The sequence below is a fragment of the Mammaliicoccus sp. P-M59 genome (assembly GCF_022386135.1).
Lineage (GTDB): Bacteria > Bacillota > Bacilli > Staphylococcales > Staphylococcaceae > Mammaliicoccus > Mammaliicoccus sciuri_A.
Map to the genome: position 1 here is coordinate 47798 of NZ_JAJNJJ010000008.1, position 13271 is coordinate 61068.

At 33.5% G+C, this 13271-nt stretch carries 9 protein-coding genes; 2 read left to right on the top strand and 7 right to left on the bottom strand.

Annotated features, from left to right (window positions below; all coding sequences use genetic code 11):
• Positions 1 to 38: 38 nt before the first annotated feature.
• On the top strand, positions 39 to 1568 hold the full coding sequence (gene putP / locus LQ617_RS12455) for a sodium/proline symporter PutP (RefSeq protein WP_037590581.1): 1530 nt from the start codon (positions 39 to 41) through the stop codon (positions 1566 to 1568).
• A 241-nt stretch (positions 1569 to 1809) separates the two neighbouring features.
• Positions 1810 to 3342 (top strand): sodium/proline symporter PutP, encoded by a 1533-nt coding sequence (gene putP / locus LQ617_RS12460; RefSeq protein ID WP_275590281.1) that lies wholly within the window; start codon positions 1810 to 1812, stop codon positions 3340 to 3342.
• Between the two features lie 675 nt (positions 3343 to 4017).
• Here the strand turns inward: putP (LQ617_RS12460) and LQ617_RS12465 are convergent.
• The 7 genes from LQ617_RS12465 to purB all read right to left on the bottom strand — a co-directional run bounded on the left by LQ617_RS12465 (position 4018) and on the right by purB (position 13185).
• Positions 4018 to 5205 (bottom strand): CamS family sex pheromone protein, encoded by a 1188-nt coding sequence (locus tag LQ617_RS12465; RefSeq protein WP_025905132.1) that lies wholly within the window; start codon positions 5203 to 5205, stop codon positions 4018 to 4020.
• An 11-nt stretch (positions 5206 to 5216) separates the two neighbouring features.
• Positions 5217 to 7220 carry an NAD-dependent DNA ligase LigA gene (ligA, locus tag LQ617_RS12470; RefSeq protein ID WP_191836597.1) on the bottom strand — a complete coding sequence of 668 codons (2004 nt, stop codon included), beginning with the start codon at positions 7218 to 7220 and terminating at the stop codon, positions 5217 to 5219.
• A gap of 3 nt (positions 7221 to 7223) precedes the next feature.
• Complete coding sequence (gene pcrA, locus LQ617_RS12475; RefSeq protein WP_049320401.1) at positions 7224 to 9404, bottom strand: DNA helicase PcrA; 2181 nt, start codon at positions 9402 to 9404, stop codon at positions 7224 to 7226.
• Between the two features lie 12 nt (positions 9405 to 9416).
• On the bottom strand, positions 9417 to 10100 hold the full coding sequence (gene pcrB / locus LQ617_RS12480; protein ID WP_204168130.1) for a heptaprenylglyceryl phosphate synthase: 684 nt from the start codon (positions 10098 to 10100) through the stop codon (positions 9417 to 9419).
• Positions 10101 to 10575: 475 nt separating this feature from the next.
• Positions 10576 to 11274: a M15 family metallopeptidase gene (locus LQ617_RS12485; RefSeq protein ID WP_239740489.1), complete on the bottom strand. Its 699-nt coding sequence runs from the start codon at positions 11272 to 11274 to the stop codon at positions 10576 to 10578.
• 234 nt (positions 11275 to 11508) lie between these two features.
• Positions 11509 to 11811, bottom strand: coding sequence for a YerC/YecD family TrpR-related protein (locus LQ617_RS12490; RefSeq protein WP_025905127.1), 303 nt, complete (start codon positions 11809 to 11811; stop codon positions 11509 to 11511).
• Positions 11812 to 11889: 78 nt separating this feature from the next.
• Positions 11890 to 13185 carry an adenylosuccinate lyase gene (gene purB / locus LQ617_RS12495; protein WP_025905126.1) on the bottom strand — a complete coding sequence of 432 codons (1296 nt, stop codon included), beginning with the start codon at positions 13183 to 13185 and terminating at the stop codon, positions 11890 to 11892.
• Positions 13186 to 13271: the final 86 nt, after the last annotated feature.

The following is a 13271-nucleotide window of genomic DNA, read 5'->3' on the forward strand; positions in this document are numbered from 1 at the left end:
TTCTGAATTTTATGTCAATGAGTGAGAGGTGGTTTTTCATGTTTATACTTGGAAATACTTTTAAGAATGTTAAAGTCGAAACTTCTTGGGAAACATACGTCATGATTGCTATTTATTTTGCCATTTTATTAGCAATTGGATTTTATGCTTACAAACGTTCGACAAGTACGCTTGATGAATATATGTTAGGCGGCAGAGATTTAGGTGCACTTGTTACTGCCCTATCAGCAGGTGCTTCAGACATGAGTGGTTGGATGATTATGGGCTTGCCGGGATCTGTATATAGTATTGGTCTATCAGCAACTTGGATTGCGATTGGTCTTACAATAGGTGCTTGGCTTAATTACATACTCGTTGCATCACGTTTGAGAATTTATACTGAACTGACTGATAACGCTATTACTTTACCTGACTTTTTCGAAAAAAGATTATCAGATCATACAAGAATCGTTAAAGTTATTTCAGGATTAGTTATCGTTGTATTCTTTACGTTATACACACATTCTGGAATGGTAGCTGGTGGCGTACTATTTAATAGTGCATTTGGACTAGATTACCATGTCGGTTTATTTATAGCCGCTAGTATTGTTATTTTGTATACACTTTTCGGCGGTTATTTAGCTGTATCATTAACGGACTTCTTCCAAGGTGTCATTATGATCTTAGCATTGGTATTAGTACCTATCGTTGCGTTGTTAAAGTTAAATGGTCTAGACACGTTTAGTGAAGTTGGTGATTTAAAGCCTACGAATTTAGATTGGTTCAAAGGTACAACAACAGTTGGTATCATCAGTTTACTCGCTTGGGGATTAGGTTACTTCGGTCAACCACATATTATAGTACGTTTTATGTCTATCAAAACGCATAAACTAATGCCTAGAGCGCGTAGAATTGGTATTTCATGGATGGCAATTTCTTTATTAGGTGCTTGTATGACAGGATTAATTGGTATTGCTTTTGTTGAACACACTAATATAGAAGTTAAAAACCCAGAAACAATCTTTATCGTGATGAGTCAAATTTTATTCCATCCACTCATTGCAGGGTTCTTCTTAGCAGCAATTTTAGCTGCGATTATGAGTACAATTTCTTCACAGCTTCTTGTAACATCTAGTGCATTAACGCAAGACTTTTACATGTTATTGCGCAGAAAAACGTTACAAGATAAAAGTCATGAAAAGGAATTCGTTCTTGTAGGACGCTTATCTGTTTTACTTGTATCAATCGTTGCGATGTATATCGCGTGGAATCCAAATGATACAATTTTAAATTTAGTTGGTAATGCTTGGGCTGGATTCGGTGCAGCATTTGGACCTTTAGTATTATTATCACTATATTGGAAACGTCTAACTAAATACGGCGCGATTGCAGGAATTTTGACTGGTTCATTAGTCGTTATTTTCTGGATACTCATGAAAGATCATGGTGGCATTTTTGAATTTTACGAAATCATACCTGGATTTATTTCAAGTATGATTGTAACAGTTATTGTGAGTTTAATGACGAAACCACCTGTTGAATATGACCTTAAAAAGTTTGACGACATGGAACAAATTTTAAAAAGCTAAAAATTTTTAAAAAAGTTTACATCGTAATTTTATGAGCAAAATAAGTCATATGCATATCCTTTGTAAACATTTACACCGCAAGGCATAGAGCAATATTAAATATGAACAAATTGTGACATCATTCTATATAAATGATAAACTGAATATACGGATAATTTACTTTTTACCCTTTGATTATTATTTTATTTGTGTATAATGGTCAACGTGCAACTTTAAAATATTTAAATAAAGGAGCGGGAATATGTTTATTTTAGGACAAATTGATGCGAGCACTGGAGTTGCTTCAGGCTGGCAAACTTATTTCATGATTATAGCCTATTTTGTTGTTCTATTAGCAATTGGTTATTATGCTTATAAACAATCAACAAGCAATTTAGATGAGTACATGTTAGGTGGCCGTAGTATAGGTCCTTATGTAACAGCATTATCCGCTGGTGCATCCGATATGAGTGGTTGGATGATTATGGGACTTCCTGGTGAAGTTTACAGTATTGGATTATCAGCAACTTGGCTTGCTATCGGTTTAACAGTAGGTGCATGGTTAAATTACATATTAGTAGCACCGAAATTACGTGTATATACTGAACATACTGGAAATGCTATTACCATTCCAGACTTCTTCGAGAAACGTGTTGCAGATAATACACATGCTTTAAAAATTATTTCAGGTATTATCATTGTAGTATTCTTTACACTATATACTTCAGTTGGTATGGTTTCAGGCGGTACTTTATTCGAAAGTGCATTTGGTATGGATTATCGTCTTGGTATTATCTTAACTGCTGGTATCGTTGTAATATATACATTCTTCGGAGGATATTTAGCTGTTTCTCTAACAGACTTCTTCCAAGGTGTGATCATGTTAATAGCGATGGTTATGGTACCTATCGCAGCATTATTAACTTTAAACGGGTTAGATACTTTCCACACTGTAGCAGAAGTTAAACCAACAAACTTAGATTGGTTTAAAGGAACTTCAGTTGTAAGTATCATAGGATTAATTGCATGGGGACTTGGTTATTTTGGACAACCACATATTATTGTAAGATTTATGTCTATTAAATCACATAAACAATTACCAACAGCAAGAAGATTCGGTATCGGTTGGATGGCAGTTTCATTATTAGGTGCATGTTTAGTTGGTTTAACTGGTATTGCATACATTCATGACACGAGCCAAACAATTGATAACCCAGAAACAATCTTCATCTTAATGAGTCAAGTGTTATTCCACCCATTAGTTGGCGGGTTCTTCTTAGCAGCAATTTTAGCAGCTATTATGAGTACAATTTCATCTCAATTACTCGTTACATCAAGTGCTTTAACACAAGACTTCTATAAAATCATAACTAAAAAACGTGGTTATGAACCAGATAGAGATAAAGAATTTGTTATGGTAGGTAGATTTGCAGTATTAGCTGTAGCAGTCGTGGCAATATTACTTGCTTGGACTCCAAACGATACTATCCTTAACCTTGTAGGTAATGCTTGGGCAGGATTCGGTGCAGCATTTGGACCACTTGTATTAATGTCATTATACTGGAAAGGCCTAACGAAAAACGGTGCAATCGCAGGTATGGTTACGTCTTCAATCGTCGTACTATTCTGGATTATGATGAAAAGTCATGGCGGTATTTTCGAATTATACGAAATTATCCCAGGATTCTTCACTAACATCGTCGTTACAGTTATTGTAAGTTCATTTACTAAAAAGCCAGACAAAGAAGTTATTGATAACTTAGATCGTATGAAACGTATCTTAAAAGAAGATTAATATGGAAGAGGGAGCGGGACAGAAATCTAATTTAGATAAAAAAGATTTCGTCGTCCCGCCCCGCCAAGGATGACTAGAGTTGAAAAAAGCTTGGTACAAGCGCATTTTCAATTCAGACATCTACTGCCAAGAGACTAAAAGAGTCTGAGACATTACATTATGTCCCAGACTCTTTTTTTATGGAAAAATAGCTGTAACATTGGGGGCTATGTTGCTTGTTTAGGGAGTCTTGCAATATGGGAAGCTTCTATGTTGCTTGTTTGGCTAGTCTTGCAATATATGGGCGATCTATGTTGATTGTTTGGACAGTCTTGCAATATAGAGAGCGTCTATGTTGCTTGTTTGGCTAGTCTTGATAAATACAAGGCTCATATTTATCTTGTTTGGCTAGTCTTGATAAATACAGACCTTCTATTTATCTTGTTTCGTAAGTCTTGATAAATTCGAGCTCCTGAACATTGCTTGTCGCACCTCACTTGCAATGTTCAGCCTCCCAACTTTGCTTGTCACGCCTCACTTGCAATGTTCAGTCCTCCAACATTGCTTGTCACACCCCACTTGCAATATTCAGTCCTCCCAACATTGCTTGTCACGCCTCACTTGCAATGTTCAGGCCCATATTTCCGAAAATACGAAAAGAGTCTAGAACATTTCTGTTCCAGACTCTCTTTTTAATTATTTATAAATATGAATTTGTGGTTCGTCATCATCTTTAGTCTTTGTAATTAGTGCTTGTGGTTCTTCTCCGTCTACGATAGATATTTCTAAATCATCTATACCTTTAAAGTATTTTTGAGATAGGTCTGCTACGTACTGAGTCACACCAATTACTTCTGCTTTTCCATAATAATCAAGTGGTACTTTTATTTCTAGTTCTGTCAGTTTATCGTCATCAAATTTACCTGTTCCTACTGATTGTGTAAAGTTAGGGAAGTATTTTTGTAAGTCTTGATTGAACTGTTCAAAATTAGAATTTAAATTTTCATCTAAATCTGCTGCATCGTTTGATGGGATTGTGACATATTTTTGATTCATTTTTTCCCAACTTTTAACATTACGCTTACCGCCTTCACTAGAAGCATAAGAAACAAATTTACCTGGTTTGATGTCACCTTCTCCAGACTGTATGAAGATACCAAAGTTAATTGGAATATTTTTAAGGTCATCTCTTACACGAAGTCGTGAAAGGATTTCTTCAGCCATTTCTTTACCTTTTTTCTCTACTTCTTTGTTATCCAGTTTCTTCGTATATGTTTCACCGTATTCTTCTTTTTGGTAAACATATTCACTATTCATGGCTAAACCAATTGTCATACCAGAAATCTTTTGTTTTTTAGCATCACTTTCTGTGAAGTAATCTTGTTCGATGATATGTGATAAATATGTAGGTGAATTCTCAGCTATTTTTTCAGGATCTGTTTCCCCTTTATGAGTTGGATTCAAACCTAAATTTTCTCTAGCATTATTTTGTTCTTTTTCATCATCACTCATATCTTTAATTTCTGCTTTAGTATATTTAGGTGCTAAATATGCTCTAACAGTATCTTTATCTAAGAATTGGCCATCTCTGTATAAGTAATCATCAGGTGAAAATGTTTGTTTACTTATATCTAACAAACCACTTTCAAATGCTTCACTGTTATAACTAGAAATCATATTATCTTGAGTTAATCCTCTAGCAGCACTTACTTTAAAAGGTAGTAATGTTCGATAATAATCACTGGAAATTTGCATACCTGTAGAAATTTGCTTTGTTTGCTCTTTTTCTTTATCCGATTTATCTTGATTATCTTTTTGAGTAGTATCTGATGAACATGCTGTAAGCAATATTACAGACGCTAAAATAAGAAATCCTTTTTTCATATCTTTAACCTCTATTCATTGATATTACGATATTTGTTTAACCAATCTTCTTCTGACCAAACTTCTATATTTAATTTTTCAGCTTTTTCAAGTTTGGATCCAGCATCTTCACCAGCAATAACAACATCTGTATTTTTAGTGACACTTCCTGTTACCTTTGCACCTAATGATTGGATTACTTTTGTTGCTTCAGGTCTTGTCATCTCTGTCATTTTACCAGTTAAGACGAATGTTTTTCCAGTAAAATCTGGATGACCTTCAATTTCAGATTGCTTAATACCTGTATAAGTCATGTTAACATTTTTTTGTTTAAGTTTATCGATTAATACTTTTATATCATCATTTTCCATATACGTAACAAGTGATTGAGCCATCTTATGCCCCACATCTGGAATTTCAGTTAAATCTTCTATCGTTACTTCGAATAAACGATCAATTGTTTCATATTTTTCAGCTATTACACGACTTGCTTTTGTACCTAAATGTCTCACACCTAAACCAAATAATAAATGTTCAAGTGATTTTTCTTTAGAAGCTTCGATTGCTGTTAATAATTTATGAACTTTCTTCTCGCCCATTCTTTCCAATGGTAGTAAATCATCTTTAGTTAAATAATATAAATCCGCAACATCTTTAATTTTATCGTTTTGATAAAGTTGTTCGATTATTTTATCTCCTAAACCGTCGATATTCATAGCTTGTCGTGATACGAAATGAATCATACCTTCTACTAATTGGGCAGAACATTTAGGGTTAATACATCTTAATGCAACTTCGCCTTCTATTCTAACCAATTCATGCTCACAACTAGGACAGTGTGTTGGCATATGATAAACTTCACTATCTTCGCTTCTTTCTTCAGCAATACTTTTAACGACTTCAGGTATAATATCACCTGCTTTTTTGATAACAACTTTATCTCCTATACGGATATCTTTTTCATGGATTAAGTCTTCGTTATGTAATGATGCACGAGAAACAGTAGTTCCTGCCACTTTAACAGGCTCTAATATCGCAGTTGGTGTCACAACACCCGTTCTACCTATACTTAATTCAATATCTGTTAATGTAGTTAAGACTTCTTCAGCTGGGAACTTGTACGCAATTGCCCATCTAGGTGATTTCTGAGTAAATCCTAATTCTTCTTGCTGACTTAAATCATCAACTTTAATGACAATGCCATCTATATCATATGATAAATTATTGCGTTGTTCAGTCCACTTACTTATAAAAGATAATACACCTTCTATATCATCAAATGTTTCTCTTTCTTTATTTGTCTTAAAGCCAAGTTCATCTAAATTATTTAATGCCTCTGATTGACTATCCGCTTCTATTTCCGTTAAGTCATTAACACTATATAAGAAAATATCGAGCTTTCTTTTAGCAGTTAATTTTGAATCAAGCTGTCTTAATGAACCAGCAGCGGCATTTCTAGGGTTTGCAAATAGTTGTTCACCGTTTTGTTCTTTTTGTTCATTCAAAGAAACAAAAGATTTTCTAGGCATGTATGCTTCACCACGAACTTCAATAGAAAGAGGTTCTTTAATTGTTAATGGAATGGCATGTATCGTTTTTAAATTTTCAGTGATATTCTCACCAGTTGTACCATCTCCACGCGTTAATCCTTGAACAAATCGTCCGTTTACATACTTTAATGATACTGCTAATCCATCAATTTTTAATTCACAAGTGTAGCGAACATTGTCTACTTTTTCTCTAACTCTTTGATCAAATCTTCTTAAATCTTCTTCATTAAAAGCATTACCTAATGACAACATAGGTGTGTCATGATTAATTTTTTCAAATTGAGATAACGGTGGTCCACCAACTCTAACTGTTGGTGAATCGTCCGTTTTTAGTTCAGGGTGCTTTTCTTCTATAGAGATTAACTCATGCAATAATTGATCATATTCACTGTCCGGAACAGTTGGATTATCTAACACATGATATTCATGGTTATAACGATGTAACAATTGATGAAGTTCATTAACTCTTGATTTTAAATCTTCCATAGTTTACTCCCCTTTCTTCTCAATAGGTGCAAATTGCGCTAATAGACGTTTTGGTCCTTCTTTTTTGAAAATGATATCTAATTCAACAGAACCATTTTTATCATTCACAGCACTTACCATTCCTTCACCCCATGATTTATGAGTTACTTTATCCCCAACATTCCATGATGTTTCTGGTTTCTGCTTCGTATTCATACGCCCTGCAAAACTACGTTTAGGTGTTGATGTTTGTTTTTGCTTGAATGATGTTTTTGGTTTCACGCCATCCAGTAAATCTTCTGGAATTTCTTTTAAAAATCTTGATTTTAAGTTCGCTTGAGATCTACCAAACAATGTACGAGTTGTCGCATGAGATAAGTGTAACTCTTCTTCGGCTCTCGTAATAGCCACATATGCAATTCGGCGTTCTTCTTCCATTTCATGTTCTTCACCTGATTGAAGACTTCTAAAGTGTGGAAAAATACTTTCCTCCATACCAATGATAAATACAACTTTGAACTCTAGACCTTTCGCTGAGTGCATTGTCATCAATGTTACACCGGCTTCTAAATCTGCATCATCAACATCTGCAACGAGTGATAAATCTGTTAAGAAGTTCATCAATGATTGCTCTTCAACTGGTGTGTTTTTCTCATAGTCTCTTGGTACTGATAAGAACTCATCAATATTCTCAAGTCTACTTTGTGATTCAATCGTTTGTTCGTTCTCTAACATACGTCTATAACCAGATTTTTCTAGTATTTGTTCTACAATTTCAGTTACTGATAAGAACTCTTGTTGTTGCATAAAGTTGTTCATCATCTCATAAAATGCTGCGCCTTCTTCAGTAACTTTTTTAGATAAACCGATAAAATCAACTTCTCCTAATGCATCAAAGTAACTCAATTGATTCATCGCTGCATATTGAGCAATTTTTTGAACTGATGTCGGTCCAATACCTCTTTTAGGTACGTTAATGATTCTTTCAAAACTAATATCATCATTACTATTTGAAATTAATCTTAAATAACTCAAAATGTCTTTAATTTCTTTTCTGTCATAGAACTTTGTTCCGCCAACCATTGTATAAGGAATGTTAGATTTCAAGAACGTTTCTTCAAGTACACGTGATTGCGCATTTGTTCGATATAACACAGCTATATCTTGGTTTTTATAGCCTTCTTGTTTTTTCTTTAATATTTGACGGATGACATATTCTGCTTCATCTCTTTCAGTTGTCGCTTCATAATATTTTATCTTTTCGCCTGAGTTATTATCCGTCCATAATGCTTTAGGTTTACGTTCAGCATTATTACGAATCACTTCGTTTGCTGCAGTTAAAATCGTCTTAGTTGATCTATAGTTACGCTCCAAGAAAATTGTTTGTGCATTTGGATAGTCTTCTTCAAATGATAAAATATTTTTAATGTCTGCACCTCTCCAACCATAAATAGATTGGTCAGAGTCACCTACGACACATATATTTTCAAATTTACTTGCTAATAAATTAACGAGCGTATATTGTGCTTTGTTAGTATCTTGATATTCGTCGACATGAATATATTGGAATTTATTTTGGTAGTACTCCAATACTTCAGGCACTCTATTAAATAATTGAATCGTCATCATGATTAAATCATCAAAGTCCAATGCGTGATTTCTAAGTAATTTTTCTTGGTAGCCTTTGTATACACTAGCAACCATATTGGCATGAAAATCACTAGCTTCTTTTTCAGCATCTTCTGCTGTTTTTAATTCATTTTTTAAATTAGAAATCGCACCAATAAATGTTCTTGGGTCATATTTTTTACTATCTATATTTTGCTTTTTCAATATTTCTTTAATCACTGATTTTTGGTCAGTCGGATCTATAATTGTAAAGTTTCTTTCAATTCCAATACGGTCAATGTCTCTTCTTAAGATTCTTACACACATTGAGTGGAATGTAGATATCCAAATACTTTCAGCTTCAGGACCAACTAAATGGCTAATTCTTTCTTTCATCTCTTTAGCTGCTTTATTAGTAAATGTAATTGCCAAAACATTATAAGGAGAAACATCTTTCTCATCTAATAAATACGCAATTCTGTGCGTTAATACTCTCGTTTTACCACTACCTGCACCTGCCATAATCAGTAATGGCCCTTGAGTTGTTTTGACTGCTTGTTTCTGTTCGTCATTCATTCTATCTAACAATGCGTTCATAAAAACCTTCCTTTATTGTTTTACTTTTACTGTTTGTAAAGCTTTTTTCAAATCTTCATAAATGGCATTACCGACTACAATTATGTCAGCATATTCTGCCATTTCTTTCGCTTTTTCTAAATTATCTATACCGCCACCATAAATAAGTCGGGCGTTTTCTAAATGTTCTTTAACAGCTTTAACTTCTTCCACTTTTCCATACTTACCACTGTATTCTAAATAAAAAATAGGTAAATGATAAAGTTTATCCACCATTCTTGCATAACTGATTAAATCTTCTTCATCTAAATCTGTTTTCGCATCTGTCAATTGCGCTACTTTACTGTCTTCATTCATGACAACATAGCCTTCTAAGAAAATTTCATCAAAATCCATCATATAGCCATATTCCTTAACAGCTTTTTGAAGCAGACCATTATGGAAGTCAACATTATTACTATTTAAAACACTCGGTACAAAATAAAAATCAAAACCAGGCACAACACTTTCAATATTAGAAATTTCAAGTGCACAAGGTAACGGATAACGTCTAATTCTACTCATTAAATTTAGTACATTATCTTCCGTAACATTATCAGTACCGCCAATTATAATAGCATCCGTCCCAGATTCACATATTTTCATTAAGTCCTCATCTGATATAGATTTCGCTGGATCTAATTTAAATACGTGACTCCACAAATTTATATCGTACATACTTAAACTCCTTTAATTATCATAAGATTAATTATAGCATTTTTAAGATTAAATTCCGAAATGAAATAGGACAATTATCATAAAAAAAGAAGCGAAAAATTTCGCTTCTTACATTGATTAAGATACGGTTAAGATGAAGATGTATATTTGTGAAGTTGTGAAGTGTGAGTTTGGTGAACATGTGAGTTTACTGCTCCTTTAACTCACATCTTTTACAATCTCGTGAGTTAATTCTTCTTTAACTCACATGTTTTACGATCTCGTGTGTTTACTGCCTCTTTAACTCACATGTTTTGCAATCTTGTGAGTTTACTGCCTCTTTAACTCACATCTTTTGCGATCTTGTGAGTTTACTACCTCTTTAACTCACATATTCGACAATCTCGTGAGTTTACTGCCTCTTTAACTCACATCTTTTACTATCTTGTGAGTTTACTAACTCTTTAACTCACATATTCAATCTCTCTCACAACTTCTATTTACCGTAATCAAAGTATTCTTCTAATGTTGTGTCTTGCTTATAAATTTTTTCTGCTAATTCTTTACCGACATATCTTAAATGCCATGGTTCATATTGGTATCCTGTTATTTTTTCTTTACCTAATGGATATCTAATGATAAATCCATATTGATGTGCGTGTGTTTTAATCCATTTTCCTTCGTTTGTATTTCCGAACGACTTTCTAAAATCGTAAGTTGCTGAGTTTGAACCTACATCAAATGCTAATCCTGTCTGATGTTCTGATTGTCCTGGTTTAGCACTATATTGGTTGGCCGCTTCTTCACCATCTCTTGCTACATAATCATTATATAGTTGTTTTTGATTTTCGTAAGAACGATATCCGCTTCTAAATACTAAGTCTAAACCTTCATTCGTTCCATCTTGTATTAGTTTATTTAATTGATTTCTTGCAGTACTATTTTCACCTGGGGCATAATCATGTGGTAAGCCTACTTTTTTGTTTACAAAAACATGCCCGTCAACATAAGTGATGCCATCTTTCTTTGTCACTTTATGTTTCTTTTGTTCTTGCTTTTTAGATTTTTGTGCAGTCTCTTTTTTATCTTTTTGAGTATGTTCTTCTTTAGTTGATTGCTTATCTGTATTCTGATCATCACTACATGCGCTTAATACTAAAGTAGATATGCCAATTATTAAAAATAATTTCTTCATGCGTAAAGCTCCTTATTTCATAAAATTTACTATTATTATACTATTTTAACCAATTAAGAGACTGAGACATAATAAAATGTCTCAGTCTCTCTTAGTCATTTGGCAGTAGATGACTGAATTGAAATGCGCTTGTTTCAAACTTTTTCAACTCTAGCCATCTTTGCCGGGGCGAGACTACGAAATCTTTTTCACAAATTAGTTTTCTGTCTCGCTCCCCCTCATACATATTTATGATTATTTTTCGAAGTCAATATTCATTCTTTCAAGAATCATCGTATATGCATCATTACCCCATTGCAATGAGCGTTTAACTCTTGAAATTGTTGCAGTTGAAGCACCTGATTCTTTTTCTATATGAGCATAAGTGTATCCTTGTTTAATCATTTTAGCCACTTGTAATCTTTGTGACAATGACTGTAATTCATTTACTGTACATAAATCATCAAAAAATTGATAACATTCTTCTCGAGTTTCTAGTGTAAGAACTGCATCAAATAGTTCATCTAATGCTTTTCCTCTTAATTTTTCAATTTGCAAAAAATCAACCCCTGTTTAATATAAGTTCATTAATTGCATTTTAACGCACTAACCTATTAAAGTACAGTAAAATGTGTCTTATTCTATACCCGCTCTTCTGAATATTGTATCGACTTGATTTAAATGATGTTTCTCATTGAAGCATTCGTCTAATTCTTCAGTACTTAACAAGTTTGTAATTTTTTCATCTTGTTCTACTAATGTTCTAAATGGTGTTTGAGTTTCCCATGATTCCATTGCTTTTGGTTGAACGATATCATATGCTTCTTCTCTTACCATACCTTTATTAATTAACGTTAACATAACACGTTGTGAATAAATTAAACCAAATGTTTTATCGATATTACGTTTCATGTTTTCTGGATATACTGTTAAACGATCGATGATATTCGTAAATCTGTTTAATGCATAATCCAATGCGATTGTTACGTCTGGTAACATAATTCTTTCTGCAGATGAATGTGAAATATCTCTTTCGTGCCATAATGGTACATTTTCATAAGCAGTCGTAATATATCCTCTAATCACACGTGCTAAACCTGTCACATTTTCAGAACCAATTGGATTACGTTTATGAGGCATTGCTGAAGAACCTTTTTGACCTTTAGCAAAAGCTTCTTCAACTTCACGAGTTTCAGTTTTTTGTAAGCCACGAACTTCTACTGCGAATTTTTCAATAGATGTTGCGATTAATCCTAATGTCGCAATGTAATAAGCATGGCGATCACGTTGAAGTGTTTGCGTAGAAACTGGCGCACAACCTAATCCTAATTCTGTACATACATGCTCTTCAATTTCTGGTGGAATGTTTGCAAATGTTCCAACAGCACCACTCATTTTCCCAACTTCAATTTCTTCACGAACTCGTTTAAATCTTTCTAAGTTACGTTTCATTTCTGTATACCATAGTGCCATTTTAATACCAAATGTTGTTGGTTCAGCATGTACACCATGTGTTCTACCCATCATTAAAGTCGTTTTATGTTCAATTGCTTTATTTTTTAATACTTCTAAAAATCTTTCTAAGTCTTTTTCAATGATTTCATTTGCTTGTTTAATGACATAACTTAACGCTGTGTCAACAACATCTGTTGAAGTTAAACCGTAATGTACCCATTTACGTTCTTCACCTAAAGTTTCAGAAACTTGTCTTGTGAATGCCACAACATCGTGACGTGTTTCTTGTTCAATTTCTTTAGCTCTATCAACGTCGACCTTAGCATTTTGTCTTATAAGCTTTACATCTTCTGCAGGAATGTGTCCTAATTTACTCCATGCTTCACAAGCTAGTATTTCAACTTCTAACCAAGCTTCAAAACGATTTTGTTCTGTCCAAATATTAGCCATTTCTTCTCTTGAATAACGTTCAATCATTGATAAATTCTCCTAACATATTTTAGTCATTTATAGTATAACAGACTTCTACGAACACGTACATTGTTTATAAAAAATACAAAATT